Genomic DNA, 26,538 nt, shown 5'->3' with positions numbered 1-26,538 from the left:
AGCACGGAAGCCCTTGTGAGCCCGCTTTGCCGCGGGCTTTTTCCCATTTGCAGGACAAGGTCTTGGGGACAGGGGTGCTTGGTTCCGGGCAGGCCTACGCATAGCCTGATGGCCGTCGGCACGTGAGAGTGTCAGTTGCTTGCGCGCAACAGCGGTGGATATATGAGTGATCCGCTCGGATGACCCTGTAGTCCGGTTCGTGCGAGCAGCGCCTGCAAAGTAGATCTGTGTCGGGGCACAACCAAGAAACGTATGTGCCGTTGCTTTAACCATTGCTTTGCGTCCCAGTCGCATTCAGGGGAGGCTGTGGTGGTTACTGCTCCGCTCGCATGTACCGTGTTGCCGCTTCTTTGTAGTCCTCATGTACTTGGTCTTTGTAGATCAGCACCAAGGCCCACACCCACAGAGGCACCGCGACAGCCATCAGGCTCCCCGCAAACCAATATGCCCCTGGTGTAAGTGCCAATGGATTCCCGATTTGCAGTGACGATTTGGTCGCCAATTCCACCAGTTTCATGGCTGCTGCCGCAGTGAGTGCCAGAAACGCTGCGCAGCCGCCGACCCATACACCGCGCCACTTACCGTAGTCCTTGGCGAGACGATCCGAGTTCAGTAGTTCTCCCATGTCATATCCCTTGTTGTCAGCGGTAATTTTATCGAGGAGTGTGTAAGTTCCAGTCTTAAGGTGTCCTCCTGGTCGCTCTGGGCGCGTCAACGGGCGATGACCTACTGCCCACCAAACAACCCCCCTTCATCCAGCAACTCATAGCTGATCTCTGGCCGCCGCTCCAGGCTTTGCTTGATGGCTGCTGGAATGGCCTGGCGGGTTTTGCGGCACAGGCCGGGTTGTTCGTGGACCAGGATGGTGATGCCGCGCAGGGTGCGCACTTCGTTGGGGCTGGGGGTGATGGTGATGCGGATGCCCAGTTGCTGGTGCATGCGCTCTTGCATGCGGCGCAGGTCGGCCAGGCTGCTCAGTTGCTCTAGCCGCTGCAGCAGGCGCTTTTCTTCTTCGCGGGTCAGCAGCAGCACGCGGGTGTCGCCCTGCGGGTTTTGCAGCAGGGCATCGCGGTCGCACACGCAGGCGCCGGGCGGGCATTCGGTGCGGATGGGGAGCGTGGTGGGCAGCGCGTTCATCGTGCGTCCATTGTGCCGCTGACGTCGCAAAAACGCAGGCCTGTGCGGGAAAGCACGGGGAGCCCGGTGTAGCCTTGGGCGTTTTGATTTTCAGGAACCTTCGCCGTGACGCCACACCTCCATGACTTTTGGCCCCGCAGTGGGTACACCCACCTGCAGCAGAATGCGCGCGGCTGGTTGGTGCCCACGCAGGCCTATGTACGCACGTTTCTCGCGCGACCTGAGCTGGCCTTGGTGCCCGAGTCTTGCGCCGCAGAAGTGGCCCTGCACGAGGGCCTGCAGGCTGCACCGCTCAAGCCCGTGGCGGCGGCCGAGCTGGCCGCCGTGCAGGACGGTGACGCGCGCGAGAACTATGCCGTGTTTCTGCGTTTTCGCGATGGCTTGCTGGCGGCGGGCACGCTGCAGGCGTACTACCTGCAACTGATGCGCAGCGGGGTGGTGGATGTGCCTGCGGTGTTTGTCGACGCGGTGGTGCAGGCGCTGCTGCGCCACCTGCTGGCCGACTGCAACGACGCCCTGGAGGCCCGCGCCGCCGAGATGCTGTTTCGCCCCCAGCGCATCACGCAGTACGAAGGCCAGATGCTGGCAGGTGATCGCGCCACGCTCGACATGCTGAACGAGACGGCCGGTTTGGGCGAGGTGGGGCGCCTGCTGCGGCAAAGCGGGGCCTTGCAGCCCACGGCGCAGGCGCAGGTGCTGGCTGCCGACAACGCCGTGGATTACTGGCAGGCGAGCGAGCGCCACCACTTCCTGCTCGACCTGACCCATGAGCTGACGCAGGACCTGAGCCACGGCCTGACCTTCAAGATGACCCGCGCCCGATCGGGCCTGAAGGCGCTGGCGCGCGTGCTGGAGCGCTGGGTGGCCCACCTGCTGGGCGTGCAGGTGTTGATTGAGCCTGTGCACCAGGTCACCGACAGCGCCTGGCGCTGGCATGTGGGGCTGGACGTGGAGTCCACCGCCATCCTCAACGACCTGTACCAGGACCGCCCGGTAGAGGCCGAGCGCATGCAGCGCCTGGTGAGCCTTTTCACGCTGACCTTTGCCAACCCCGCCGAGATGCGCGCTGACGTGGCGGGCAAGCCGGTGTACCTGGGGCTCGCCACCAACGCTGAGGGCGTGGTCCGCATCAAACCGCAGAACCTGTTGCTCAATCTGCCATTGGCATCCGCGTCTTGAGTGCTATTGAATCAATAGCTTTCAGCGCTTTATTTGTAAGCGCTGGCGGCTGATTTGATTCATATTTCAGTTGCCGGGTGGGGGCCCGATGCGGAACCCTCAGCCAATCGTCATCAGGCTTGCATTGCCCCCGGCGGCGGCCGTGTTCACGCTCAGGGCCCGTTCGATGAGCAGGCGTTCCAGCGGGATGTCCGAGGCACCAGGCTGCAGTGCCGTCACGCCCACGATGGGACCGGGGCGCTGTGCGAGGGCGGTGCACACGGCCTGCAAGGCCGAGGCATCGCCGTGGTGCAGCACGGCGTCCAGCGCGACGGCGGCGTTGCCCAGGGCGTTGTTATGCAGCGTGACCTGGGCCTGCACCTGCGTGGGCAGTTGGGCATGCAGGCTGGCCTGCGCGTTGGGCCAAAGGGCGGTGCCACCGCTGGCGAGGACGGCGGCCGTTTGTACCAGCAGGTCGTCAGCGCTGGGTGCCAGGCAAAGCACACGGGCACGGGGCGCCAGGGTGTAGACATTGCGCTCGCCCGTGGGGCCGGGCAGGGTGCGGGCGGTGCCGCTTTGGGTCTCTTGCGCAAAACGCTGGCAGTGGCCCGCCAGGGCCAGGTTGCCCTGGTTGTGCGCCCATTGTTGCAAGGTGGCCAGGGGTACCAGTTGTCGATCGCGCCGCTCTGTGTCGGGGGGGCTGGTGCGGTCGGCCTCTGCAAAGGTGCGGGCCAGTGCATCTGCCGGGCGCTGCGACAGCAGGCGCAGCAGGTACAGCGGTCCACCCGCCTTGGGGCCCGTGCCCGACAGGCCTTCGCCGCCAAACGGCTGCACGCCCACCACGGCGCCCACCATGTTGCGGTTCACGTACACGTTGCCCGCATGGGCGCGTTTCACCACGCGGGCAATGGTTTCGTCGATGCGGGTGTGCACGCCTTGCGTCAGGCCGTAGCCGGTGGCGTTGATCTGGTCGAGCAGGCGATCCAGATCGTGGCGTGCGTAACGTACCAGGTGCAAGACGGGGCCGAAAACTTCGCGTTGCAACTCGCCGATGTGGTTCAGCTCGATCAGCGTGGGGGACACAAAGGTGCCCTGGCTGGTCGTGGCCGTAAGGTGCTGCGGGTGCTGGAACACGCGGTGGCGCTTGGCCTTGAACGTGTCGATGTGTTGGCTGATACCCGCTTGGGCTTCGGCATCGATCACCGGGCCCACATCCACGCTCAACGCTCCGGGGTTGCCCACACGCAGCTCGCCCATGGCACCTTGCAGCATCTCGACCACGCGGTCGGCGGCTTCTTCCTGCACACACAGTACGCGCAGGGCGGAGCAGCGCTGGCCTGCGCTGTCAAAGGCCGACGACACGGCATCGCCCACCACCTGTTCGACCAAGGCGGACGAGTCCACGATCATCGCGTTTTGCCCACCGGTTTCGGCAATCAGCGGGATGGGGCGGCCTGCAGCGTCGAGCCGCCCGGCCACCGTGCGCTGCAGGATGCGCGCCACCTCGGTAGAGCCGGTGAACATCACGCCCATCACGCGGGCATCGCCAATCAGGCGGGCGCCCACGGTCTCGCCCTGGCCGGGCAGCAGTTGCACGACGGCACGGGGCACACCGGCCTGCCACAGCAGGCGCACGGCTTCGGTGGCGATCAGCGGGGTTTGCTCTGCCGGCTTGGCCAGCACGGGGTTGCCTGCGGCCAGTGCAGCCGCCACCTGGCCCATGAAGATGGCGAGCGGGAAGTTCCAGGGGCTGATGCAGGCCACCGGGCCTAGCGGGATGTGGGTGGTGTTGTCGAAGGTGTTTTGCACCTGGGCAGCGTAGTAGCGCAGAAAGTCCACGGCCTCGCGCACCTCGGCCACAGCGTTGCTGGCGCTCTTGCCCGCTTCACGCATCAACAGGCCCAGCAGGGGCTGCATGCGCTCTTCCAGCAGGTCGGCGGTGCGCAGCAGTGCCGCTGCGCGCTCAGCGGGCGGCGTGGCAGCCCAGGGGGCTGCAGCGGCCTGGGCGTGGGCCAGGGCTTGGTCTACGTCGGCGGTGGTGGCTTCTTGAACCTGGCCCACAACATCGCCGTGATCGGCGGGGTTGCGCACGGGTTGGATGGGACCTGAGGGCACGTCAGCGGCCAGCAGGGGCGCTGCCGTCCAGGCATGGGCCGCCGTGGCTTGTAGGGCGGCGGTCAGTTCGACCAGCGTGTTTTCGTTCGACAGATCCAGCCCGCGCGAGTTGGTGCGGTGCCCGCCATACAGGCTCTGGGGCGTGGCAATGCGGGGGTGGGGCAAGCCCGCAGTGCCTTCTGCCGCAGCTTGCTGGTCCACCACTTGCACGGGGCTCTTCACTAGCTCGTCCAGTGCAATCGTTTCGTCGGCAATGCGGTTCACGAAGGATGTGTTGGCGCCGTTTTCGAGCAGGCGGCGCACCAGGTAGGCCAGCAGCGTTTCGTGCGTGCCCACGGGGGCGTAGATGCGGCAGGGGCGGCCGAGCTTGCCCGCCGTGATGGAACCCACCACCTGCTCATACAGCGGCTCGCCCATGCCGTGCAGGCACTGGAACTCGTACTGCCCGGCGTAGTAGTTGCTGCCCGCCAGTTGGTAGATGGTGCCCACCGTTTCGGCGTTGTGGGTGGCGAACTGGGGGTACACGGCCTCGGGCGCGGCTAGCAGTTTCTTGGAGCAGGCGATGTACGAAATGTCGGTGTGCACCTTGCGGGTGTAGACGGGGTAGTCCTCCAGGCCATCGACCTGGGCGCGCTTGATTTCGCTGTCCCAGTACGCGCCCTTGACCAGGCGCACCATCAGGCGCCGCTGGGTGCGGCGGGCCAGGTCGACCACGTAGTCGATGACGAAGGGGCAGCGTTTTTGGTAGGCCTGGATCACAAAACCAATGCCGTTCCAGCCCGCCAGGGTGGGTTCGTGGCACAGGCGCTCCAGCAGGTCCAGCGACAGCTCCAGCCGGTCGGTTTCTTCGGCGTCGATGTTCAGGCCAATGTCGTACTGCTTGGCCAGGGCCGTGAGGCGCGCTACCTGCGGGTACAGCTCGTCCATCACGCGGCCAAACTGTGCACGGCTGTAGCGCGGGTGCAGGGCCGAGAGTTTGATAGAGATACCCGGCCCTTCGTAGATGCCGCGACCGGCAGAGGCCTTGCCAATGGCGTGGATGGCTTGCTCATACGAGGCGTAGTAGTGCTTGGCGTCTTCGCTGGTCAGCGCGGCTTCGCCCAGCATGTCGTACGAATACCGAAAGCCCTCAGCTTCCATCGTGCTGGCGTTGCGCAGCGCTTCGTCGATGGTTTCGCCGGTCACAAACTGCTCGCCCATCATGCGCATCGCCATGTCCACGCCCTTGCGGATCAGGGGCTCGCCGCCCTTGCCGATCAGGCGGCTGAGCGAGTTGCCCAAGCTACCTTCGCTATGCGTGGCCACCAGCTTGCCGGTGATAAGCAGGCCCCAGGTGGCGGCGTTGACGAAGAGCGACGGGCTCTTGCCCAGGTGGGCATCCCACTGGCCGTGGCTGATCTTGTCGCGGATCAGCGCGTCGCGTGTGGCCTTGTCGGGGATGCGCAGCAGGGCCTCGGCCAGGCACATCAGCGCCACGCCTTCTTGCGACGACAGCGAAAACTCCTGAAGCAGCCCCTGCACGATGCCCGCACGCCCGGCGCTGGCCTTGCGTTCGCGCAGCGCCTTGGCAATGCGCAGCGCCAGTTGCTCGGCGGACGCTGCTTGATCGGCAGGCAGGCGGGCCTGGGCCAGCAGCGGGGCCAGGGCCTCGGGCTCGGGGCGGCGGGTGGCGGCGGTGATGGCTGCGCGCAGCGGGTTGTTCAGCGGTGTGCGGGGAGCGAAGTCGGCAAACGGGGCGGAGGGCTGCGTCATGGCGGTGTCTTTCAGGGATTTGGCGGGGCCCAACACGGTGGGAAGTGTTGGTTGGGCGCGTTATTGGCGATGATCCTTGGGTTGGCGATGAATAAATGGTCGAAAATTGGCATTGAAGCCGAATAAAACTCTAATCGACATGCAAACAGAACCCGATCTGGACCGGATTGACCGCAAGATACTGTCAATCCTGCAGGAAGACGGCCGCATTGCCAACCTCAAGCTGGCCGAGGCGGTGGCCCTGTCGCCCACGGCCGTGCTGGCGCGGGTGCAGCGTCTCACGCGCGATGGCTTCATCCTGGGCTACGAGGCGCGCCTGAACCCCCTGAAACTGGGTGCTGGCATGTTGGTATTTGTGGAGGTGCTGCTGGACCGCACCACGCCCAATGTGTTCGACCAGTTCAAAGCCGCCGTGCAGGTGCACCCCGAGATCATGGAATGCCACATGGTGGCGGGCGGGTTTGATTACCTGCTGAAAACCCGCTCGGCCGACATGAACGCCTACCGTGTGTTTGCGGGCAATGTGCTGTGGCAGCTGCCCGGCGTGCGCGAGACACGCACCTATGCGGTGATGGAGGAGGTCAAGCACACCAACCATTTGCACCTGCACATTTGACGGTGGGTGACTGCCTGAGGTGTGGCAAGCAGCTGTATCCAACTGTTTCGAGCGGCTGGCAGTGGCTGCGGATGCAACGTTTGCGCTTGGGCTGCGAGGGGGTGGCGCCGCATAATGCAACCAATTTCAGTCTATACCGAGGAGAAGAAGATGCCCGCATTGCCTTACGCAGCCGCTGCCGCAGCATTGGCCGCCACGTTGTTCAGCCCCGCTGCATCGGCCGCCTGCTATTACATCTATGCCGCAGATTCCGAGCTGATCTACCGCTCGTACGAAGCCCCGGTGGACCTGTCCTTCCCGCTGCACCAAACGCTGTCTTCGGTGGCGCCGGGCGGCAAGATGGTATTCACCCTGGACACACAAGGCTGCGAAGTCGTCATCAACAAGCTGCCCAGCCGCACCAAGCCTTCGGCAGCCAGCGCAGCCCCCCGCGCACGGCGCGCTGACCGGGGCTAAACCCCTCTCAGGCCAGCCCTCAAACACCGGCTGGCCACCCATCGGGCGGCCCAGGGGTCCCGAGCCTGAGACAATCGGGGGATGAGCGAACAGACAGAACCACACTCCCCACCAGAAATTCAAGACACCGCAAACCTGCCAGACCTTCCGGATCTTCCCGAGGGCTGGCTTGCGGTGCAGTCCATGGACCTGGACGCCCAGGGTGTTGCCCGCAAGCCCGATGGCAAGGTCGTCTTCATTGATGGCGCCCTGCCGTTTGAGTGGGTCAGTGCCAACACCCACCGCAAAAAGAACAACTGGGAACAGGCCAGCCTGACGGACATCCACCGCGAGTCCTCGCAGCGCGTGCGCCCAGGCTGCCCGCATTTTGGCCTGCACGGCGGCTCCTGCGGCGGCTGCAAGATGCAGCACCTGGACACGCGTGCCCAGGTGGCCGTCAAGCAGCGGGCGCTGGAGGACAACCTCTGGCACCTGGGCAAGGTGAAGGCCGAAACCATCCTGCGCCCCATCGAGGGCCCCGCCTGGGGCTACCGCTACCGCGCTCGCCTGGCCGTGCGCCATGTCATCAAAAAGGGCACGGTGCTGGTGGGCTTCCATGAGCGCAAGAGCCGCTACGTGGCCGACATGGAAGTCTGCCCCGTGCTGCCGCCCCATGTCAGCGCCATGCTCATGCCCTTGCGCGGCCTGATTGCCGACATGGATGCGCGGGACACCTGCCCGCAGATTGAGCTGGCCTGTGGCGACCACGTCACGGCCCTGGTGCTGCGCCACCTGGAGCCTTTGTCTGCCGAAGACATCGCCCGCTTGCGCGCCTTTGCGGCCCAGCACCAAGTGCAGTGGTGGCTGCAAGCCAAGGGGCCTGACACCGTCAAGCTGCTGGACGAAGACAGCGAGCCACTTTCGTATGCGCTGCCCGACTTTGGCATCACCATGCCGTTCAAGCCCACCGACTTCACGCAGGTGAATCCGCACATCAACCGCGTGCTGGTGTCGCGTGCCCTGCGCCTGCTGGATGTGCAAAAGCACGAACGTGTGATCGACTGGTTCTGTGGCTTGGGCAACTTCACGCTGCCATTGGCCACCCAGGGGCGCGAGGTGCTGGGCATTGAAGGCAGCGAGGCGCTGGTGGCCCGCTCGCGTGAAAACTACAAGTCAAATCAGGCTCTAAGGCAAGAGAAGCAAGCGCTGGCAGCTACTGATTTCGTAGCGCGCAACCTGTTTGAAATGACGCCTGCCATGCTGATCGCCGACGGAGTCGCCGACAAATGGCTGGTGGACCCCCCACGCGAAGGCGCCTTTGCGCTGGCCAAGGCCCTGGCAGACATCGAGCAGGCCCGCCAAGGTGCCGAAGATGTGCCCCCCTTGCCCGAGGGGGCGGAGCACTGGACCCCTCCGAAGCGCATTGTGTACGTGAGCTGCAACCCCGCCACCTTGGCGCGTGATGCCGGTTTGCTGGTGCACTTGGCAGGCTACCGCTGCGTGGCGGCGGGCATGGTCAACATGTTCCCGCACACCGCGCACGTCGAGAGCATGGCGGTGTTTGAGCGCGCCTGACGGTTCAGGGCCAGCGCTTTCGTCGCTCTGGTCCTGCCCTCCAACCACCAAGCCACATGCCCACGCGCTGGGCTGGGGGCGTCTCTTATAGGCTGTTTGGGTTGGGGCTTTAAATGCGGGGCTTGCCCGCACCGGCCGCGCCGTCAGTGCTTTGCGCTGGCGCTTTTGCTGTCGGTAGATGCAGACGCGGAGGCTGCCTTCTTTTCCGGTTTGTCGGTCTTTTCGATGACCGATGGGCTGCCTTCGAGCTTGTTCTCGCGCATGTAGGCGTCCATCTCCTTCCAGCCTGCAAACACCGATGCCTTGGAGGCCTTGGGGTTCAGGGTGTAGCAGTCTTCCAGCCCGCGCAGGGCATGGCGGCAGGCGCCGCCAATGGCTTTGGATTCCTCCTCGCGCTGGGCAATGCGCGGGTCGGGCCAGATGCCTGGAATCTCGCAGCCAGCCAGCAGCAGCACCGCAGAAACGGCAAACGCTTTGAGCAGGGCAGGGTGGGGGTGTCTGGATCGCATGTACCTCCATTATCGGCATCGGCACGCACTTATTGAGAACCTGTTTACGATCTTTTCGGGGTCGCGCAAGTGCCTTGCCGGGATGGGCTGCTAGGCGCAGCGCGCAGCCAATAGCCCGTGCTATTGGCAAGCGTTGCAACAACGCAGACTGCCCGGCAAGGCACTTGCCCGAAGGGTTGGAGTGAAATCGGGCGATTGGACGCCCCAGCTGCTTGCATGGGCACGAGCCCATGCGGCGCAACCGAGGCATCCACTCATCCCGATTGCACTCCAACACGATCCCCTAAAAGGCCGTAAACAGGTTCTCAGGCCTGCCGGGTGCTCGATGTCAACAAAGCGCGGCAAAGCCATGGCGCGCCGGAGGCACAAGCCAGCGGCCCGTGGCCTTGTGCCCTGCAGGCCGCTATGCTTGGCGTGCTTTTTGCCCGCATGGCTGGCTTGCCCTGCCATCCAACGACTTTTTTCTTCCAAACCGGTAACACTTTCATGAAGACCAAACACGAACTCGAACTGGCAGACATCAAATGCATTGCCGCAGCCGCTGAAGCCGAAGCGCTGAAGAACCAATGGGCCGTCACCATCGCCATCGTGGACGATGGCGGCCACCTGCTGTGGTTGCAGCGCTTGGATGGCGCCGCTGCGGTGTCCTCGCACATCGCCCCCGCCAAAGCCCGCACGTCCGCCCTGGGCCGCCGTGAGAGCAAGGGGTATGAAGACGTCATCAACGGTGGCCGCACTTCGTTCCTGAGTGCTCCCACTCTGGAAGGCATGCTCGAGGGTGGCGTGCCGATCCTCAAGGACGGGCAGTGCCTGGGTGCTGTGGGTGTGAGCGGCGTGAAGTCGACGGAAGACGCGCAGATTGCCCGCGCTGGCATTGCCGCCCTGGGCCTGTAAGGGTGCCCTTGGGCGCTGGAGCGCACCGCCCGCCGTAAACCAGGCGGGCACAAAAAAACCGGTCACTGACCGGTTTTTTTGATGGGGGAAACGATGTCGCGGGGAAAAAAAGCCTGGCTACGCGGGATAAACCGTTGGCTGGCAAAAACGACCCTTTCGGACTGCTGATGAGCCCGGGAGTCGCCCCACGATGAAACTCATTTGGTCAGGATCAACTTGCCCAGTTTGGTGGCCTGCAGGCGGTACAAGGAGCCGTTGTGGCTGATTGCCACGGCTTTTTGCCCCTGCAGCAGGGTGCTGCTGTCCACCGCCAGCGCCGGGCCTTCCGAGGCGGCCGATGGCACGGCAGTGGCGTTGGCCGAGGCCATGGAAGAGCGCAAGAACGAGGCGGTGGTCAATGTGGCTTGCATGTCTGTGTTCCTGAAGCGGTGTGATGCTGATCGATGTGCTAATGATAACGATTCGCAATTACTTGGCAAGCGATTTCTGAAAATATTTCAGATATTTCTGTGCCGAGGTGTGACAAGGCGATGTTTGGGTGGCTGCTTGCCGCCAGAGCGCCACGGTTCGTGGCAGTCCATCGTCGGGCAAGGCGCCAGTCACCGCTCGGTATCGTTGCCTTGCTTGCCAGTGACGGCGGAGACAAAAATCTCGATCGCTAGAAACACCACGTACAGAACGCCCGCCAACCTGCCTTGCCCGGCGAACAGCAGGCCCAGGCAGATGGCAGCGCAGACCATGTGGATGGCGGGGTGGAGTTTTATCAGCGTCTCCTGAGCGTTTGTGCCTGGCCCGCCCACGGTGGCAAGGCTGTGGCATCGGGTGTGTGCGTATTCTGGCGGCGGGGTATGCCGTGCCCTGGACCAAGGCCGCACCTGCGGCCACAGGCCTCCCAACGCAAAAAGCCCCGTGCACAAGGCCCGGGGCTTTGAGAGGGGCTCCTTGCGGAGCCTGGGGGTGTGGAGCGGTCCACAGCGCCTGCTGGGTTACTGCTGCGGGTCCGTCACAAACCCGATCTTGCGCACGCCAGCACGTTGGGCGGCCGCCATGGCGGTGGCCACCTTCTCGTAGCGCACGGCCTTGTCGCCACGGATGTGCAGGTCGGGCTGCGGCTCCTTGGCGGCTTCGGTTTGCAGGCGGGGGAAGAGTTCCTCTTCCGTCACTTCCGACTCGTTCCAGTAGTACTTGCCTTCGGACGACACGCTCAGGCGCACGGTTTCGGGCTTCACGTCCTCGGGCTGGTTGGTGGCCCGTGGCAGATCGACATTGACCGAGTGTTTCATCACCGGCACGGTGATGATGAAGATGATGAGCAGCACCAACATCACGTCCACGAGAGGCGTCATGTTGATCTCGTTCATCACCTCATCGGAGCTGTCCTGGGTTCCAAACGACATGGCTTAGCCGCCTTTCTTCATGGGCAGCACCTTGCCTTGTTCGCCACCGGCGTTCACGCGGGCACCGGTGACGAAGTAGGCGTGCAGGTCATGGGCAAAGCTGTTGAGGCCGCCCAGAATGGACTTGTTGCCGCGCACCAGGGCGTTGTAGCCCAGCACCGCAGGGATGGCCACGGCCAAGCCCAGGGCGGTCATGATCAGCGCTTCACCGATGGGGCCGGCCACTTTGTCGATGGTGGACTGGCCCGACGTGCCAATGGCCAGCAGCGCGTGATAGATGCCCCACACCGTGCCAAACAAGCCGATGAACGGAGCGGTGGAGCCCACCGAGGCCAGGATGGCCAGGCCCGACTGCAGGCGGGCGGTGAATTCGTCAATGGTGTTGCGCAGGCAGCGCGTGACCCAGTCGCTCACGTCCAGCGCATCGTGCAGGTGCGCCTTGGTGTTGCGGTGGTGGGCGGTGGCTTCGCGGCCTTCCAGGGCCAAGTGGCGGAAGGGGTTGGTGGGGTCAGCACCCAGCTTGTTCATGCCGGCGGCAAAGTCTTCGCTGTGCCAGAAGTCTTGCGCAGCGCGGGCGTGCTTCTTGAACTTGATGATGTCGATGGCCTTGATCAGGATGACGATCCACGAGGCCAGGGACATGCCCAGCAGCAGAATGGCCACGGCACGGGTAACAAAGTCGCCTTGAATCCAGACATTGGCGATACCGAATTGCGATTCCATGAAAACTCCTGATGATTATTCGAGAACAAAATTGACGGGGACCAGGTTCCACATGGTTTCGGGAACACCGTTGCGTTTACCGGGCACAAAGCGCCAGCGCATCACGGCCTCCTGGGCCTGGCGGTCCAGGCGTTCGTAGCCGCTGGACTTGTTGACTTCCACCTTCTGCGGTGTGCCGTCGGTGCCGATCAGCACACGCAGCACCACCTTGCCTTGCTCACCCATGCGCTTGCTGATGGCGGGGTAGCTCGGCTTGGGGTTGTTGAGGTAAGCCGCATCGCTCGACGGCAGCTCAATCTTGGGTGGGGCCGGGGGGGCCGGGGGGGCTGCAGGTGCGGCGGCCACGGGCTCGGTGATGGGGGGCGCGGGGGGCTGCGGCGTGGTGGCCCCGGTGGGCGCGTTGGGCGCCGGGGTGGGGTCGTTGATGGCCAGCGGCATGGGCGCTGGCTTGGGGGCTTGCACTTTGGGGGCTGTTTTGGGCGCAGGCGGTGTCGGCGCGGGCTTGGGTGGTGGCGGCGCTACCTTGGGGGCCGGCGGGTTGATGAACTCGCTGAGCAGTTCGGCAGGAACAATGATCTCTGCCGCCTTGCGCACCAAGCCCGACTGCAGGGCCCAGATGGCAGCCACGTGAAAAAGCACGACGCTGCTGACGATGACGGTGTTGCGACTCAAGCCCCCGGCAGGGGCAAAACGATCAGGCTGCGACATAAAAATGATAGCTGCTAGCGCTTACAGAATAAGCGCTAGAGGCCTAAATGACCTTTGATTTTATTTGCGAAAGATCCACCAGGCGGAGCCCGCCACCAGGATCAGGCTGCCTGCGAGTGTAGAGAGGAGGTCCATGCCTTGCTTTCCGTGATGGAGCTGGCAAGCTGGATCGTCTGCGGCACAGATTCATTGTGCACCGCAGCCATCGGATGGGTTGCACTGCATTGCGCCACCACGTCGCGGGCGCAGCTTTCGCAGCGGCCGCATTGGGTGGCAACGCCCAGCTCGAACTGGATTTCGTCAAAGCTCAGACCTGCCCGGGCGTGGCGGGCAATTTCTCGGTCCGAAACTCGGCGGCATACGCAGACGATCATGGCGGCAAGCTCAGTAGCTGGCTGTTGGTAATGATCGAATTATAAATACGAATCCATCGCATTTGCAATGCATTCCCTTGCGCCCGTGTGGTTGACAGTGCGCAAGTCGCTTTGGAACTGGGTCTTGCGCCGGTTCAATGGCTGCCCAGCAGTCTGCCCATCAGTCTGCCGATAGTGCTGCCGGTGCATCTGCCAGGATTTTGCAGCCTGTGAGCGCCATGGCCACTTCCAGCTCGTCGCGCAGCAAGCGCAGCACGTGGGCGACCCCCGCTGCACCTGCATGGGCCAGCCCGTGTACGGCGGGCCTGCCCACCAGCACTGCGCTGGCACCCAGCGCCATGGCCTTGAGCACATCGGTGCCCCGGCGTATGCCGCCATCCACCAGCACGGGCACGGCGCCCGCCACGGCTTGCGCAATGCGGGGCAGGGCCACTGCGGTGGGCGGGGCGGTGTCGAGCGTGCGGCCACCGTGGTTGGAGACGATGATCCCGTCGGCCCCCACCGCCATCGCCTGGACAGCGTCGGCCGGGTGCAACACGCCCTTGAGCAGCACGGGCAGGCGGGTGATGGATTTGAGCCAGGCGATGTCGTCCCAGGTGGGGGCTTGGTGCAGCAGGCCATCGAACAGCGCGCTTTGCCCAGGCTGCAGGGCTGGGGTGGGCGGGGGCTGCAGGCCGGCCAGGTTCACCGGGCCGATGCCGGGCGGCAGGTGGAAGTGGGCGCGGCGCTCCCGGTCGCGGATACCGCTGGTGGGGGCATCCACGGTCAGCACCAGGGCTTCGTAGCCTGCGGCTTCGGCGCGTTGCACCAGGGCCTGGGTAAAGCCCCGGTCGTGTTGCAAATACAGCTGAAACCACAGTGGCCCACGCCCTGGGTCGCTGAGCACGGCCTGGGCGACATGCTCCAGCGGCAGGCTGGCCTGGGTGCTGAGCACCAGCCCCGCGCCCAGCGCGGCGGCGGCATAGGCGGTGGCCAGTTCGCCGTCGGGGTGGGCCATGCGCTGGAATGCAATGGGCGCCAGCAAGATGGGGTGCGCCAGCGTGCGGCCCAGCAGGCTGACGCGGGTGTGTCCGCCCGCCAGGGGGCGCAGCACGCGCGGCCACAGGGTCAGGGCATCCCACGCGCTGCGGTTGGCGCGCAGGGTGATCTCATCGGCCGCGCCGCCACTGAAGTAGGCCCAGGCGTTATCGTCCAGGTGCTGCCGGGCGTGCTGTTCGTGGTCGGCCAGGCAGACCACGGTGGGGGGAACCTTTTGCAGTGCGGGGGAATGGGTCATTGCAATGAAAAAAGCACCTGGCGCTTGTTCTGTAAGCGCAAGGTGCTATCAAATAAGGAGTGATTCGGGGCAGATGCCATTCGGGGATGGTGCCATGGCCCTCACACATCGGCCCACATACGCAGCAGGTTGTGGTACGTGCCGGAGAGAGCAATCACTGCAGGGTCGGTCTCGCCCACGCTTTGGCGCAGCTTGAGCAAGGCCATATCCATGTCAAACAGCAGCTGGCGTTGCTCCAGCCCGCGCACCATGCTCTCCACCCAGAAGAAGCTGCAGATGCGGTGCCCGCGTGTGACAGGCGAGACCTGGTGCACGGTGCTGCTGGGGTAGAGGATCAGGTCGCCCGCGGGCAGCTTGATGCGCTTTTCGCCCAGGGCCTGGGCGATGACGAGTTCTCCACCGTCGTAGTCTTCCGGCGGGGTCAAAAACAGGGTGCACGACAGGTCGCTGCGCACCCAGCAGCCATCGGCCTTGGAGTGCATGACGGCGCTGTCCACATGGTTGCCGTAGTGGTTGGCGCCGTCGCCGTAGTTGTTGAACAGCGGGTTGAAGATGCGCCGTGGCAGGGCCGCTGAAAAAAACAGGGCGCTGCGGTGCACGGCCGCCTTGACCTTGGCCTGCAGCTGGGCTGACAGCTCGCTGCTTTGCGACAGCTGCAGGTTGTTCTTCTGGTGCAAAGCCTGGCCCCCGGCACTGCGTGCTCCGTCCACCCAGGGGGCGTCTGCACCGAGCGATTGCCTGAAAAAGGCGATTTCCTCTGGGGTCAGAACGTTCTGGATGTGCAGGAACATGGTGTGCAGGTGGTTGCAGGCTTTACAGGCAGCGGGTTGGGCTGCGGGTCAGAAGCGGGTCTTCAGGGTGAGCTGGACCGAGCGGGCAGCGCCAGGGACGTAGAAGCCGCGGTACAGCGAGTCGGCATAGACCTTGTCAAACAGGTTGTTCACGTTGAGCTTGACGGAGGTCTTGTCGTCGATAGCGTACTCGACCATGGCATCGATCACGCCGAAGCCGCTGGCGTACACCGCACGCGAGCCTTCGGGGTTTTGCTTGCCACGGTAGGTCACGCCAGCGCCCGCACGGATCTTAGATGTGATCGCGTAGGTGCTCCACACGCTGCCGCTGTGCTTGGGGGTGAGGCCAGGGCGGTCGCCTTGCACCTGTGCACCACCACCGTTGGCGGCCAGGGCCACATTGCTGCGGTCGATCTTGGCTTCAGGAATCCAGGTGTGGTTCCAGAACACTTCCCATTGGGGCGAGATGCGGCCAGCCAGGTTGAACTCCATGCCGGTGGCGTGGCGCTTGCCCGACAGCAGCTCTTGCGCAGCGGCGGTGTCAGGGTCGGTGTTGCGCTCGTTGTATTTCTCGCTGTAGAACATGGCCACACCCAGCAGGGCGCGGCGTTCAAACAGCTCGAACTTGCTGCCGATTTCGATGTTGCGGCTCTTTTCAGGCGGCGTGTTGGCCGTGCGGTTGGTGGCGCTGCTCAGGTTGATGCCGTACTGGTACGTGTCGCCCGAGGTGTTGTACGAAGTGCCGTACGACACGTAGTACGAAGACAGTTCGTTGGGCTGGAAGATCAGGCCGACACGGGGGCTGACCAGGCTGTCGGAGACTTCGTTGGTGACGGAGCCTGCCGTATTGCGGTAGGAGTTCTTGAAGTCGTCATAGCGCAGGCCGCCCACCAGCTTCAGCGTGTCGGTCAAAGACAGGGTGTCTTGTGCGTACAGGCCCAGGTTGCGCGACTTGAAGGTGTTCCACTGCACAGGGGTGCGGCCATCGACCACGGCAGCGCCGTTGTCGGGTGCGCCCACGATGGTGGTGGGGCGGGCCGTGGTGTTGGCGTAGTTCTGGTTGCGCTTGGCATCGTCGTCGTAGTAGTCGACGCCAGCCAGCACGGCGTGCTTCTTGCCACCCCAGTTGAAGGTGTTGCTGTAGTCGCTTTGCGCTTGCAGCACATCGCTTTCGCCAATGCGGCCCTTGGAGCCACGGGTCAGCACGGTGCTGTCGTTGATCTGCCCGAGGGTGATGGCGCTGTTCTGGAAGCCAATCGTGCTGGCCAGCATGTCGCGCTTGTAGTTGCCCCAGCGCAAGCGGGTGTTCAGCTCGCCGCCGTCGTTAAAACGGTGGATGTGCCCCAGCGTGACGTACTTCGACTCGGTGTTGTTGTAGTCGCTTTGCAGCCCGTAGAAGTTGCGGGCAGGCAAGGTGGTGTTGATCTTGCCGTCGGCCGACAGGCGCCAAGGGTGGTTGTAGATCGGACGGCCTTCGGTGGTCAGGTAGTAAGCGCCGATCGAGAATTCGTCGCGGGTGCCAATGCCCCAGGCGAAGGTAGGCGCAATGCCGCGCTTGTCTTGCTTGGCGCCGAAGTTATCGGATTCCTGCACCATGGCGTTCAGGCGGAAGGCTGCGTTTTCGCCGGTGATGAAGTTGAAGTCGCCTGTGGCGCGGTGGGTGTTGCCCGTGCCGTAGGTGTAGGAGGCTTCGTGCTGGTTGATCAGCAAGGGGGCCTTGCTCACCTGGTTGACCACGCCGCCGGTCGAGCCCTTGCCAAACAGCATGGAGGCCGAACCCTTGAGCACTTCAACGCGGTCGTTGTTGAACGTGTCGCGCTCCAGCAGGGGGGCGTCTTTCATGCCATCGTTGTAGATGTCACCGGCCTGGCCCAGCGAGAAGCCGCGCAGACGCACGTCTTCCTCGCCCGTTTCGCCCGCCAGGAAGGTCACGCCCGCCGTGGTGCGCAGCACTTCGCGGAAGTCGTCCTGGTTGCGGTCGTTCATCAGCTTTTCGGTGAACACCGTGACGGACTGGGGGATGTCCTTGATGTCTTGCTTGCCCTTGCCCACTGTGGTTTGCTTGAGCAGCAGGGTGTCCTTGCCTTGGGGGGCGGCTTGCTCTTTCACCGTCACGGTGGGCAAGGCGACCTCAGGGGTGGCGCTGGATTGTGCCCAGCTGCCCATGGATGCGGCCAGCATCATGGCGCCCAGAGGCAGCAGGGCTTTGTCGGACTGGGGGGCAATGGATGGTGTGGATTGCAGCATGCTGCTGCCGCGCGGTGCGCTTGTTGTTGCCAAGATGGCCTCCGTGGATGGTGTGGTGCGGGTGGTGTGACCCAGTCCCGAAGCGCTGCAACGGCAGTTGCACGGAGAGCGAACGGTGGGCGTACCAAAGCAGACCAGAGGCAGTGGCTAGAACCGCAGCGCTGCGCTGGGTTGTACATGGCTGTGCATTGTCGGCTGTCACACATTCTATCAAATGAGGGTCATTCTCATTTGTATTGATGTTTGCAAACAACAACTTTACACGGGCCTTAGAGCGGGCTCCTGGGTTCGCCAGGGCGGGATTTATGTGCCCCAAAAGCAAAAAGCCGGCAAAGCCGGCTTTTTGCTTGACCGATCGGGTGCCCGATCAGCTGACGTGCTTGCCAATCAGGCCAGCCAATTCAAACATGGAAACCTGGGGCTTGCCAAACAGTTCCTTGAGCTTGGCATCGGCGTTGATGTTGCGCTTGTTGGTGGCGTCTTGCAGGTTGTTGGCCTTGATGTAGACCCACAGCTTGCTGATGATCTCCGTGCGTGGCAGCGGTGCGGCACCGACCACCGCAGCCAGAGCTGGGCTGGGGGTGAGGGCCTTCATGAAGGCCGCGTTAGGGGTGCGCTTTTTTGCCGGTGCTGCAGCCTTGTCGGCGGCGGCTGTCTTTGCCGGAGCTTTTTTTGCAGTTGCCATGTTGGGTTTTTCCTTTTTGGACATCAATCTTCACCAGAGAAAAGCTGCTTTCCCACTGGCCGCCCGATGCTACTTTGAAAAAAACGGGTTTCCAAGGGAGAAAAGGCTTTTTTTGCCTCGATTTGTAGCAAGGGCTACCCCTTGTCACCGATGGGGGTTCCTGTGCTTGACAAATTTTTGACAAAGCGCTGTTTTTGAGCGACTGCACCAGCTGTCAAGATGTCATTGCGGCCCATGGCCCACCCGGGCTGCTGTGCGCGATGGAACGGTGGCCAGCAGCACGCTGCCCAGCGCAATACCCAGCGCCAGCATCTGGATGCCCGTCAGTTGTTCGCCCAGCACCAGTACACCCACCAGCGCCGCGCTGACCGGCAACATGACGGTGAAGATGCCGCCTTGCGCTGCAGGCACCGATTTGAGCCCGGTCATCCAAAGCCACACCGTCCACATGCTGGCAGCCAGTGCATAAAACACCAGCAGCACCCAGTGGCCCGTGCTGACCTGCGCAAAATTGAAGCTCCAGGCGGTGTAAAGGCCCAGCGGAGTGGCCAGCACAAAGCCCCACAAGTTGATGAGGGAGGTGATGCGCTTGGGCCCCAGGCTGCCGGTGAGTTTTTTGCCGATGACTGAGTAGGCCGCCTCGCACAGTACCGCACCAATCAGCAGCAACTGGCCCAGCCAGACCAGGTTGGATGAATTTTTGCCTTCTAGGGCAATCGATCCGTGCGCTGGGTGCTCTGTTTTTGATAGTGATAGCAGGGCGATGCCCAGCACGGCCAGCGCCACGGCGGCCCAGGTGCGGGGGGCAATGCGTTCGCGCAGAAAGGCCCAGCTCATCACGGCCACTGCCGCAGGAATGGCCGCCATGGTCACCCCGGCGGAGAGTGCATTCGTCAGGCTGACGCCAAACAGCATGCACAGGGTGAACAGGAAGTTGCCCAGCAATGACTCCAGAAAGAGCAGTCTTTTGGTTTGGGGGCTCAGCGGGGGCTCTTGCACCGGTTTGCGCAACCAGCTCAGCATGGCCAGCCCGCCGATGCCAAAGCGCAACCACGCCAGCAAAAACACGGGAATGGCGGCCGCCAGAGGCTTGGACAGCGCCACGTAGCTGCCCACCAGGGCCATGCTGAGTGCCAGGCAAAAGTACGCAACGGTGCGGTTGGGGTGGGGCACTAGACTCATCGGTTCACCAAATCAAGGAGCCCGCATCATGCCCGATGAGCCATTGCCGCCACGGCAGGCGCGCTGTGTTTTTGTTTATGGCACTTTGCGCGCGGGTGGGGCCAACGACATAAGGCGGCTGCACCCTGCACCGCGATGGGTGGGGGCTGCCCATGTGTCTGGCGATCTGTACCACCTTGGTGCCTACCCCGGCTTGCTGCTGCGTGCAGGCGGCCCGCCCGTGGTGGGCGAGGTGTACCAGATAGATCCCGCTCTGGAGCCCGTGCTGGATGCGATCGAAGGCTTGTCGGGGCCGTACGCAACGGACGAGTATGTGAAGCGTGAAGTGCCTGTGCTCTGCAATGGGGCGGTGCTGCACTGTCTTGTGTATGAAATCAACCCTCGTTATGTTGATAGTGCGGCATGCATCGTGCATGGGGATTGGATGAAGGCCTGACTCTTTTGGGTGTTTGTTTTTTGTATTACGGAAATTGATTTTTGCAATACGAAATAAGGAGTTTGGTGCGGCGTCGCAAATTTTCTCAATATGAGAAAACAACTCTCGCATTGAGATATTTGTACTCTAAGTATTTGTTTTAAAACAAGAAAATTTATATCTTCTATAAGACATAAGAGCTTGCTCAACTCTTATAGAAGACTTAGAGTTATCTCCATGGGCAGCAGCGAAGCCGCCCGGTGTTTTCAACCAACCTCAGGAGTGTCCACATGCCTCAATCCCTCAACGAACAACTGAGCCGCGAACAGCAAATTGCCGCCCTGGAAAAAGACTGGGCGACCAACCCCCGCTGGAAGGGTGTGAAGCGCGGTTACTCCGCTGCCGACGTGGTGCGTCTGCGTGGCTCGCTGCCCATTGAGTACACCCTGGCCAAGCGTGGTGCTGAAAAACTGTGGGACAAGATCAACGGCGGTGCCAAGAAGGGCTATGTGAACGCGTTCGGCGCCATCTCTGCTGGTCAAGCCATGCAGCAAGCCAAGGCGGGCCTCGAAGCCGTGTACCTGTCGGGCTGGCAAGTCGCCGCCGATGGCAATACCTCCGAAACCATGTACCCCGACCAGTCGTTGTACGCCTATGACTCGGTGCCCACCATGGTTCGCCGCATCAACAACACCTTCAAGCGCGCTGACGAAATCCAGTGGGGCCGTGGCATCAACCCCGGTGACAAGGAGTTCATCGACTACTTCCTGCCCATCGTGGCGGATGCTGAAGCCGGTTTCGGCGGCGTGCTGAACGCCTTCGAGTTGATGAAGAACATGATCCAGTCGGGCGCTGCTGGCGTGCACTTCGAAGACCAACTGGCTGCCGTGAAGAAGTGTGGCCACATGGGCGGCAAGGTGCTGGTGCCAACTCAAGAGGCCTGCGAAAAGCTGATCGCTGCACGTTTTGCGGCTGACGTGATGGGTGTGTCCACCATCGTGCTGGCCCGCACCGATGCAGAAGCTGCCAACCTGATCACGTCCGACCACGACGCCAACGACAAGCCTTTCCTGACCGGCGAGCGCACGCAAGAAGGCTTCTACCGCGTGAAGAACGGCCTGGAACAAGCGATTAGTCGGGGTGTGGCCTACGCCCCCTACGCCGATCTGGTGTGGTGCGAAACTGGCGTTCCCGACATCGGCTTCGCCCGCGAATTTGCGCAAGCCGTGCACGCTGCCTGCCCTGGCAAGCTGCTGTCGTACAACTGCTCGCCCTCGTTCAACTGGAAGAAGAACCTCAACGACAAGCAGATCGCTTCTTTCCAGGAAGACCTGTCGGCCCTGGGCTACAAGTACCAGTTCATCACGCTGGCTGGCATCCACATCAACTGGTACAACACTTTCCAGTTCGCCCATGCATACGCCAACGGCGAAGGCATGAAGCATTACACCGAAATGGTGCAAGAGCCTGAATTTGCAGCACGCGAAAAGGGCTACACCTTCGTGTCGCACCAACAAGAAGTGGGCGCAGGCTACTTCGACGACGTGACCACGGTGATCCAAGGCGGCTCGTCCTCCGTGAAGGCCCTGTCGGGTTCGACCGAAGAAGAGCAGTTCCACTGATCTGCGCGGCTGGTCGCGCTATCTGAGCCCGGGCATGCCCGGGCTTTTTTCTGTCTGCTGGCAAGGGATGGTTAAAATATCAGCAAGATTGATTCACAAGAGCGAGAAAGGCATCCTGGTTATGACACCGCGAACTACGACGGAGATCCTTACCGGCCACTAGTGGCTGGCCGTTCGCGCCTGTACGAGATGCACTCTCCCCTCCAAAAAGCGCGGCCGGTTCCGCGCTTTTTTGTTTTGAATTTTTCGTGGGCCTTTGCTGCCCGCTGCCTCTTATCTTTATGGACATCCCCATGATTCACATTACGCTCCCTGATGGCTCGCAGCGCGAATTTCCTGGCCCGGTCACGGTGGCTGAAGTCGCTGCATCGATCGGCACTGGCTTGGCCAAAGCGGCACTGGCGGGCAAGATTGGCGAGAAGGTGGTGGACACCAGCTACCAGATCACGGCAGACAGCCCCTTGTCCATCGTGACCGCCAAGGATGCCGATGGCCTGGAGGTCATTCGCCACTCGACCGCGCACTTGCTGGCTTATGCGGTCAAGCAGCTGTTTCCTGATGCGCAGGTGACCATTGGTCCGGTGATCGAAAACGGCTTTTATTACGACTTTGCCTACAAGCGCCCCTTCACGCCAGAGGACTTGGTGGCGATCGAAAAGCGCATGGCCGAATTGGTCGCCAAAGACGAGCCGGTGGTGCGTCGGGTGCTGCCGCGCGACGAGGCTGTGGCTTATTTCAAGGGCCTGGGCGAGCACTACAAGGCAGAGATCATTGCCAGCATCCCCAGCAATGAAGATGTGAGTCTGTACCGAGAGGGTGATTTTGAAGACCTGTGCCGTGGCCCTCACGTGCCCAGCACCGGCAAACTGAAGTTCTTCAAGCTCATGAAGGTGGCGGGCGCTTATTGGCGCGGCGATCATCGCAACGAAATGCTGCAGCGCGTGTATGGCACCGCCTGGGCGTCCAAGGATGATTTGCAGCAGTACCTCACGATGCTGGAAGAGGCTGAAAAGCGTGATCACCGCAAGCTGGGGCGTGAGTTGGATCTGTTCCACATCGACGAGCACTCGCCCGGTACGGTGTTTTGGCACCCCAAGGGCTGGACGGTGTGGCAAGAGGTGGAGCAGTACATGCGCCGCGTGTACCGTGACAATGGCTACCAAGAAGTCAAAGGCCCGCAAATCCTTGACCAGAGCCTGTGGGAGAAAACCGGGCACTGGGACAAGTACCGCGAAAACATGTTCGTGACGGAGTCGGAAAAGCGCGATTACGCGCTCAAGCCGATGAACTGCCCTGGGCACATCATCATTTTCAAGCAGGGCATCAAGAGCTACCGCGACCTGCCGCTGCGGTTTGGCGAGTTTGGCCAATGCCACCGCAACGAACCCACGGGAGGGTTGCACGGCATCATGCGTGTGCGCGCTTTCACACAAGACGATGGGCACATTTTCTGTACTGAAGATCAAATCCAGTCTGAAGTGGTGGCGTTCACCCGGTTGCTGCAAAAGGTCTACAAGGACTTTGGCTTTTCGGACATCATTTACAAGCTGTCCACCCGCCCAGAAAAACGCATTGGCTCCGAAGAAAGCTGGGATCGTGCCGAGCAGGCTTTGGCCGACGGCTTGCGCGCGTCAGGCTGCGATTTTGAATACCTGCCGGGCGAAGGCGCGTTCTATGGTCCCAAAATCGAATACACGCTGAAGGACGCGTTGGGTCGCCCGTGGCAATGCGGCACGATCCAGGTGGACCCCAACCTGCCCGAGCGCCTGGATGCGGAGTTTGTGGGTGAGGACGGCGCACGCCACCGGCCCATCATGCTGCACCGCGCTATCGTGGGCAGTCTGGAGCGCTTTATTGGCATCTTGATCGAGCAGCACTCTGGTGCGTTGCCCACTTGGCTCGCGCCAGTGCAGGTTTCGGTGCTCAATATCACCGACTCTCAAGCCGATTACTGTCGTGAAATTGCAGCAAAACTGCAAAAAGCGCTGCCCAATCAAGGCCTTAGAGTGGCAGTGGACCTGCGCAACGAGAAGATTACGTATAAAATACGTGAGCATTCGTTGCAGAAGCTGCCCTACATCCTCGTCGCGGGTGACAAGGAAAAGGCGGCAGGAGCCGTCGCAGTGCGCGCCCGAGGCAATCGTGACCTCGGTGTAATGTCTGTGGATGCGTTCATCGAACTCATCGCCAAAGACATTGCTGACAAAGCCTGATTTTGAATGAATCTAGCTCTGGGGTGCGCCAGTTGCGCGGGTGTAGCTACAATTTTCGTAGCATTTTGATTCAAGGAAGATAGCCATCGCTACTGAATTTCGTGATCGTCGCCACCGTGAAGAGCGCAAACACCGCCTGAACCGTGAAATCATGGCCCCAGAAGTTCGTCTCTCTGGGCCTGAGAACGAGCCTTTGGGTGTGGTGAGTTTGATGGAAGCCTTGCGCATGGCGGGCGAACTGGATGTGGATCTGGTGGAGATTGCTGCTACAGCCAATCCCCCGGTGTGCCGCCTGATGGACTACGGTAAGTTCAAGTATCAGGAGCAAAAACGCGCTGCTGAAGCCAAGGCCAAGCAGACGGTCATCGAGATCAAGGAAGTCAAGTTCCGTCCCGGTACGGACGATGGCGACTACAACATCAAGATGCGCAACATTCGTCGCTTTTTGGCGGATGGTGACAAGTGCAAGATCACCTTGCGTTTCCGCGGGCGCGAAATCACCCATCAGGAACTCGGTTTGGCTCTGCTCAACCGTATCCGTGATGAGTTGGCAGACTCCATCCTCGTCGAGCAGTTTCCCAAGTTGGAAGGCCGCCAGATGATCATGATGATTGCCCCTGGTAAGAAAAAGCCTGCTGCTGCAAAGCCTGCAGCGGAGAATGCCCCTGGCGGTACTCCTGCTTGAGTAGGGATCGTTCTGGCGTGATTCAGATTCGATAGGTTTGTTGGTGTGCCATCTGTAAAAGGATGGGGCGCCTGGCAAAGGCGGTGCTTGCACCGTCAAACCTTGAGGGGCAACCTTCGGGGTAGAAGTGGCTCGGGGCCAACAAGTTTGCAGATCGGTTTGCAAACGCCTCACGAGCACAACTAAAAGGAGCATTCAAATGCCCAAAATGAAAACCAAGAGCAGCGCGAAAAAACGTTTCCGCGTTCGTCCAGGTGGCACCGTCAAGCGCGGTCAAGCCTTCAAGCGTCACATCTTGACCAAGAAGACCACCAAGAACAAGCGCCATCTGCGTGGTGCGGTTGCTGTGCACGAGACCAATATGGGCTCGATTTCACAGATGCTGCCCGGCATGGGCGTTTAATTTACTGACGAACAAGGAGTACATACATGCCTCGCGTCAAACGTGGTGTAACGGCCCGTGCCCGTCACAAGAAAGTTCTCGCCCTTGCTAAGGGTTTCCGTGGTCGCCGCGGTAACGTCTACCGTATCGCCAAACAGGCGGTAATGAAGGCTGGGCAATATGCCTACCGTGACCGCCGCACCAAGAAGCGCGTGTTCCGCCAGTTGTGGATCGCCCGTATCAATGCCGCTGCCCGTGAACTGGGCCTGACCTACAGCCAGTTCGCCAACGGCCTCAAGAAGGCATCCATCGAGATCGACCGCAAGATGCTGGCCGACCTCGCCGTGCACGACAAGGCTGCTTTCGGCAGCATCGTGAACCAAGTCAAGGCCAAGCTGGCTGCTTGAGATCACGATAAGGAGCTATCATTTTGATAGCTTCTTGCGCAATAACAGCAAGGGCTAGAGCTTGAAAAGGCACTAGCCCTTGTTTATTTTCAAGAGTCGATATGAACGAGTTGGATTCTCTGGTCGAAAGCGCAACGCAGCTGTTTGCGCAGAGCGCTACCCCTGCTGATCTGGAAAACGCCAAGGCGCAGTTTCTGGGCAAATCAGGCCGTGTGACGGAGCTCATGAAGGGGATGGCGCAGCTGTCCGTCGAAGAGAAGAAGTCCCGTGGCGCCGCCATCAACCTGACCAAGCAAGCGATTGAGGCTGCGTTGACTGCGCGCCGGCAGGCTCTGGCGGATGCGGAGCTGCAAGCCCAACTCAAGGCTGAGGCCTTGGATGTGAGTCTGCCAGGTCGTCAGCGCGGCCAAGGTGGCCTGCACCCTGTTTCGCTCACGCTGGAGCGTATTGAGGGCATTTTTGGCTCCATGGGTTTTGATGTGGCCGAAGGCCCCGAGATCGAGACCGACTGGTTCAATTTCACCGCACTGAACACGCCGGAAGACCATCCCGCGCGTTCCATGCATGACACCTTCTACGTGGAGGGCGGCACTGCCACCGCCCCCAACCTGCTGCGCACGCACACCAGCCCGATGCAGATTCGCCATGCCGTGCAGCATGTGAAAAAGCACCGCGCTGCACTGGATGCGGGCCAGTCCATGCCTGAAATCCGTGTCATCGCCCCAGGCCGCACCTACCGTGTGGACAGCGATGCCACGCACTCGCCCATGTTCCACCAGTGCGAAGGCCTGTGGATTGGCGAGAACGTGAGCTTCAAGGATTTGAAGGTCATCTTCACAGACTTCTGCCGCACCTTCTTCGAGAGTGACGACCTGGTGCTGCGCTTTCGCCCGAGCTTCTTCCCCTTCACAGAGCCGAGCGCCGAGATCGATATCCAGTTCCAGACAGGGCCCTTGGCGGGCCGTTGGCTGGAAGTGGCTGGCTCGGGCCAGGTGCACCCCAACGTGGTGCGCAACATGGGGCTCGATCCTGAGAAGTACATCGGCTTCGCCTTCGGCATGGGGCCTGACCGCCTGACCATGCTGCGCTATGGCGTGAACGACCTGCGCCTGTTCTTCGACGGCGACATCCGTTTCCTGTCGCAGTTCCAATAACGCAAAAAAGTGAGCACGCAGCGCATGTATCTATTGGGTTTCAGAGTCTTTTAAGGCTGAAACCATTGGTTAAAAAGCGCTAGCAG

27 protein-coding genes are annotated in these 26,538 nt (G+C 61.9%); 12 read left to right on the top strand and 15 right to left on the bottom strand.

Going from position 1 to position 26,538, the window contains the following annotated elements; all coding sequences use genetic code 11:
* Window positions 1–313 precede the first annotated feature (313 nt).
* Window positions 314–625 (bottom strand): hypothetical protein, encoded by a 312-nt coding sequence (locus C8C98_RS00605; protein ID WP_121452713.1) that lies wholly within the window; start codon window positions 623–625, stop codon window positions 314–316.
* A 101-nt stretch (window positions 626–726) separates the two neighbouring features.
* Window positions 727–1,137 carry a hypothetical protein gene (locus C8C98_RS00600; RefSeq protein ID WP_121452712.1) on the bottom strand — a complete coding sequence of 137 codons (411 nt, stop codon included), beginning with the start codon at window positions 1,135–1,137 and terminating at the stop codon, window positions 727–729.
* Between the two features lie 105 nt (window positions 1,138–1,242).
* Between C8C98_RS00600 and C8C98_RS00595 the strand changes: the two genes are divergently transcribed.
* Window positions 1,243–2,316 (top strand): DUF6352 family protein, encoded by a 1,074-nt coding sequence (locus C8C98_RS00595; protein ID WP_233574406.1) that lies wholly within the window; start codon window positions 1,243–1,245, stop codon window positions 2,314–2,316.
* A 99-nt stretch (window positions 2,317–2,415) separates the two neighbouring features.
* Here the strand turns inward: C8C98_RS00595 and putA are convergent, their stop codons facing one another.
* Entirely contained in the window at window positions 2,416–6,162 is a 3,747-nt protein-coding gene (gene putA, locus C8C98_RS00590; protein ID WP_121455934.1) for a trifunctional transcriptional regulator/proline dehydrogenase/L-glutamate gamma-semialdehyde dehydrogenase, read from the bottom strand.
* Window positions 6,163–6,301: 139 nt separating this feature from the next.
* Between putA and C8C98_RS00585 the strand changes: the two genes are divergently transcribed.
* The 3 genes from C8C98_RS00585 to rlmD all read left to right on the top strand — a co-directional run bounded on the left by C8C98_RS00585 (window position 6,302) and on the right by rlmD (window position 8,788).
* Complete coding sequence (locus tag C8C98_RS00585; protein ID WP_099655997.1) at window positions 6,302–6,778, top strand: Lrp/AsnC ligand binding domain-containing protein; 477 nt, start codon at window positions 6,302–6,304, stop codon at window positions 6,776–6,778.
* 150 nt (window positions 6,779–6,928) lie between these two features.
* On the top strand, window positions 6,929–7,234 hold the full coding sequence (locus C8C98_RS00580) for a hypothetical protein (protein ID WP_099655996.1): 306 nt from the start codon (window positions 6,929–6,931) through the stop codon (window positions 7,232–7,234).
* An 81-nt stretch (window positions 7,235–7,315) separates the two neighbouring features.
* Window positions 7,316–8,788 carry a 23S rRNA (uracil(1939)-C(5))-methyltransferase RlmD gene (gene rlmD / locus C8C98_RS00575; protein WP_121452711.1) on the top strand — a complete coding sequence of 491 codons (1,473 nt, stop codon included), beginning with the start codon at window positions 7,316–7,318 and terminating at the stop codon, window positions 8,786–8,788.
* 143 nt (window positions 8,789–8,931) lie between these two features.
* On the opposite strand, the gene C8C98_RS00570 is transcribed toward rlmD, so the two are convergent.
* A complete protein-coding gene (locus tag C8C98_RS00570) occupies window positions 8,932–9,297 on the bottom strand; it encodes a hypothetical protein (protein WP_121452710.1) in 366 nt (121 codons plus the stop codon).
* A 486-nt stretch (window positions 9,298–9,783) separates the two neighbouring features.
* On the opposite strand from C8C98_RS00570, the gene C8C98_RS00560 reads away from it, so the two are divergent.
* Window positions 9,784–10,191, top strand: a complete 408-nt coding sequence (locus C8C98_RS00560; protein ID WP_121452709.1) for a heme-binding protein — start codon at window positions 9,784–9,786, stop codon at window positions 10,189–10,191.
* 197 nt (window positions 10,192–10,388) lie between these two features.
* Here C8C98_RS00560 and hemP read toward each other — a convergent pair whose 3' ends face one another.
* From hemP to C8C98_RS00505, 11 genes are all read right to left on the bottom strand, one after another.
* A complete protein-coding gene (gene hemP / locus C8C98_RS00555) occupies window positions 10,389–10,559 on the bottom strand; it encodes a hemin uptake protein HemP (protein ID WP_370450432.1) in 171 nt (56 codons plus the stop codon).
* 231 nt (window positions 10,560–10,790) lie between these two features.
* On the bottom strand, window positions 10,791–10,931 hold the full coding sequence (locus C8C98_RS21715) for a hypothetical protein (RefSeq protein ID WP_158600120.1): 141 nt from the start codon (window positions 10,929–10,931) through the stop codon (window positions 10,791–10,793).
* Between the two features lie 246 nt (window positions 10,932–11,177).
* On the bottom strand, window positions 11,178–11,588 hold the full coding sequence (locus C8C98_RS00545) for a biopolymer transporter ExbD (RefSeq protein WP_099655990.1): 411 nt from the start codon (window positions 11,586–11,588) through the stop codon (window positions 11,178–11,180).
* A gap of 3 nt (window positions 11,589–11,591) precedes the next feature.
* Entirely contained in the window at window positions 11,592–12,311 is a 720-nt protein-coding gene (locus C8C98_RS00540) for a MotA/TolQ/ExbB proton channel family protein (RefSeq protein WP_121452706.1), read from the bottom strand.
* Between the two features lie 15 nt (window positions 12,312–12,326).
* Window positions 12,327–13,019, bottom strand: a complete 693-nt coding sequence (locus C8C98_RS00535; RefSeq protein WP_099655988.1) for an energy transducer TonB — start codon at window positions 13,017–13,019, stop codon at window positions 12,327–12,329.
* Between the two features lie 101 nt (window positions 13,020–13,120).
* Window positions 13,121–13,393, bottom strand: a complete 273-nt coding sequence (locus C8C98_RS00530; protein ID WP_121452705.1) for a bacterioferritin-associated ferredoxin — start codon at window positions 13,391–13,393, stop codon at window positions 13,121–13,123.
* 160 nt (window positions 13,394–13,553) lie between these two features.
* A complete protein-coding gene (locus tag C8C98_RS00525; protein ID WP_121452704.1) occupies window positions 13,554–14,669 on the bottom strand; it encodes an alpha-hydroxy acid oxidase in 1,116 nt (371 codons plus the stop codon).
* Window positions 14,670–14,770: 101 nt separating this feature from the next.
* The gene (locus C8C98_RS00520; RefSeq protein ID WP_121452703.1) at window positions 14,771–15,460 is read right to left on the bottom strand and encodes a Fe2+-dependent dioxygenase; all 690 of its coding nucleotides are present in this window, start codon (window positions 15,458–15,460) and stop codon (window positions 14,771–14,773) included.
* A 48-nt stretch (window positions 15,461–15,508) separates the two neighbouring features.
* Entirely contained in the window at window positions 15,509–17,707 is a 2,199-nt protein-coding gene (locus tag C8C98_RS00515) for a TonB-dependent siderophore receptor (RefSeq protein ID WP_121452702.1), read from the bottom strand.
* A gap of 367 nt (window positions 17,708–18,074) precedes the next feature.
* On the bottom strand, window positions 18,075–18,392 hold the full coding sequence (locus tag C8C98_RS00510) for an SWIB/MDM2 domain-containing protein (protein WP_099658705.1): 318 nt from the start codon (window positions 18,390–18,392) through the stop codon (window positions 18,075–18,077).
* Window positions 18,393–18,614: 222 nt separating this feature from the next.
* Window positions 18,615–19,574, bottom strand: a complete 960-nt coding sequence (locus C8C98_RS00505; RefSeq protein WP_121452701.1) for a DMT family transporter — start codon at window positions 19,572–19,574, stop codon at window positions 18,615–18,617.
* A 28-nt stretch (window positions 19,575–19,602) separates the two neighbouring features.
* Here C8C98_RS00505 and C8C98_RS00500 point away from each other — a divergent pair, with 28 nt between their 5' ends.
* The 7 genes from C8C98_RS00500 to pheS all read left to right on the top strand — a co-directional run bounded on the left by C8C98_RS00500 (window position 19,603) and on the right by pheS (window position 26,452).
* On the top strand, window positions 19,603–20,010 hold the full coding sequence (locus C8C98_RS00500) for a gamma-glutamylcyclotransferase (protein WP_121452700.1): 408 nt from the start codon (window positions 19,603–19,605) through the stop codon (window positions 20,008–20,010).
* Window positions 20,011–20,279: 269 nt separating this feature from the next.
* A complete protein-coding gene (aceA, locus tag C8C98_RS00495) occupies window positions 20,280–21,611 on the top strand; it encodes an isocitrate lyase (RefSeq protein WP_121452699.1) in 1,332 nt (443 codons plus the stop codon).
* Window positions 21,612–21,904: 293 nt separating this feature from the next.
* A complete protein-coding gene (gene thrS, locus C8C98_RS00490; protein WP_121455933.1) occupies window positions 21,905–23,824 on the top strand; it encodes a threonine--tRNA ligase in 1,920 nt (639 codons plus the stop codon).
* Window positions 23,825–23,903: 79 nt separating this feature from the next.
* Window positions 23,904–24,509, top strand: a complete 606-nt coding sequence (gene infC / locus C8C98_RS00485; protein ID WP_121452698.1) for a translation initiation factor IF-3 — start codon at window positions 23,904–23,906, stop codon at window positions 24,507–24,509.
* A 199-nt stretch (window positions 24,510–24,708) separates the two neighbouring features.
* On the top strand, window positions 24,709–24,912 hold the full coding sequence (gene rpmI / locus C8C98_RS00480; protein WP_008904041.1) for a 50S ribosomal protein L35: 204 nt from the start codon (window positions 24,709–24,711) through the stop codon (window positions 24,910–24,912).
* A gap of 26 nt (window positions 24,913–24,938) precedes the next feature.
* Window positions 24,939–25,298, top strand: a complete 360-nt coding sequence (gene rplT, locus C8C98_RS00475) for a 50S ribosomal protein L20 (RefSeq protein WP_121420463.1) — start codon at window positions 24,939–24,941, stop codon at window positions 25,296–25,298.
* A gap of 101 nt (window positions 25,299–25,399) precedes the next feature.
* Window positions 25,400–26,452: a phenylalanine--tRNA ligase subunit alpha gene (gene pheS, locus C8C98_RS00470; RefSeq protein ID WP_121452697.1), complete on the top strand. Its 1,053-nt coding sequence runs from the start codon at window positions 25,400–25,402 to the stop codon at window positions 26,450–26,452.
* Window positions 26,453–26,538: the final 86 nt, after the last annotated feature.

It is taken from the genome of Acidovorax sp. 106, assembly GCF_003663825.1.
Taxonomy (GTDB): Bacteria; Pseudomonadota; Gammaproteobacteria; order Burkholderiales; family Burkholderiaceae_C; genus Acidovorax.
The sequence above is the reverse complement of the archived record's forward strand: the minus strand, read 5'-3'. Positions and strand labels throughout refer to the sequence as shown.

Coding starts and splice junctions, on each gene's coding strand:
- aceA (WP_121452699.1), top strand. CDS start 20,280: ATGCCTCAATCCCTCAACGAACAACTGAGCCGCGAACAGCAAATTGCC.
- rplT (WP_121420463.1), top strand. CDS start 24,939: ATGCCTCGCGTCAAACGTGGTGTAACGGCCCGTGCCCGTCACAAGAAA.
- putA (WP_121455934.1), bottom strand. CDS start 6,162: ATGACGCAGCCCTCCGCCCCGTTTGCCGACTTCGCTCCCCGCACACCG.
- C8C98_RS00560 (WP_121452709.1), top strand. CDS start 9,784: ATGAAGACCAAACACGAACTCGAACTGGCAGACATCAAATGCATTGCC.
- C8C98_RS00505 (WP_121452701.1), bottom strand. CDS start 19,574: ATGAGTCTAGTGCCCCACCCCAACCGCACCGTTGCGTACTTTTGCCTG.
- C8C98_RS00500 (WP_121452700.1), top strand. CDS start 19,603: ATGCCCGATGAGCCATTGCCGCCACGGCAGGCGCGCTGTGTTTTTGTT.
- C8C98_RS00580 (WP_099655996.1), top strand. CDS start 6,929: ATGCCCGCATTGCCTTACGCAGCCGCTGCCGCAGCATTGGCCGCCACG.
- C8C98_RS00520 (WP_121452703.1), bottom strand. CDS start 15,460: ATGTTCCTGCACATCCAGAACGTTCTGACCCCAGAGGAAATCGCCTTT.
- C8C98_RS00510 (WP_099658705.1), bottom strand. CDS start 18,392: ATGGCAACTGCAAAAAAAGCTCCGGCAAAGACAGCCGCCGCCGACAAG.
- C8C98_RS00570 (WP_121452710.1), bottom strand. CDS start 9,297: ATGCGATCCAGACACCCCCACCCTGCCCTGCTCAAAGCGTTTGCCGTT.
- hemP (WP_370450432.1), bottom strand. CDS start 10,559: ATGGCCTCGGCCAACGCCACTGCCGTGCCATCGGCCGCCTCGGAAGGC.
- C8C98_RS00600 (WP_121452712.1), bottom strand. CDS start 1,137: ATGAACGCGCTGCCCACCACGCTCCCCATCCGCACCGAATGCCCGCCC.
- C8C98_RS21715 (WP_158600120.1), bottom strand. CDS start 10,931: ATGGTCTGCGCTGCCATCTGCCTGGGCCTGCTGTTCGCCGGGCAAGGC.
- C8C98_RS00530 (WP_121452705.1), bottom strand. CDS start 13,393: ATGATCGTCTGCGTATGCCGCCGAGTTTCGGACCGAGAAATTGCCCGC.
- C8C98_RS00585 (WP_099655997.1), top strand. CDS start 6,302: ATGCAAACAGAACCCGATCTGGACCGGATTGACCGCAAGATACTGTCA.
- C8C98_RS00535 (WP_099655988.1), bottom strand. CDS start 13,019: ATGTCGCAGCCTGATCGTTTTGCCCCTGCCGGGGGCTTGAGTCGCAAC.
- rpmI (WP_008904041.1), top strand. CDS start 24,709: ATGCCCAAAATGAAAACCAAGAGCAGCGCGAAAAAACGTTTCCGCGTT.
- C8C98_RS00515 (WP_121452702.1), bottom strand. CDS start 17,707: ATGCTGCAATCCACACCATCCATTGCCCCCCAGTCCGACAAAGCCCTG.
- C8C98_RS00545 (WP_099655990.1), bottom strand. CDS start 11,588: ATGTCGTTTGGAACCCAGGACAGCTCCGATGAGGTGATGAACGAGATC.
- rlmD (WP_121452711.1), top strand. CDS start 7,316: ATGAGCGAACAGACAGAACCACACTCCCCACCAGAAATTCAAGACACC.
- C8C98_RS00605 (WP_121452713.1), bottom strand. CDS start 625: ATGGGAGAACTACTGAACTCGGATCGTCTCGCCAAGGACTACGGTAAG.
- C8C98_RS00525 (WP_121452704.1), bottom strand. CDS start 14,669: ATGACCCATTCCCCCGCACTGCAAAAGGTTCCCCCCACCGTGGTCTGC.
- C8C98_RS00540 (WP_121452706.1), bottom strand. CDS start 12,311: ATGGAATCGCAATTCGGTATCGCCAATGTCTGGATTCAAGGCGACTTT.
- pheS (WP_121452697.1), top strand. CDS start 25,400: ATGAACGAGTTGGATTCTCTGGTCGAAAGCGCAACGCAGCTGTTTGCG.
- thrS (WP_121455933.1), top strand. CDS start 21,905: ATGATTCACATTACGCTCCCTGATGGCTCGCAGCGCGAATTTCCTGGC.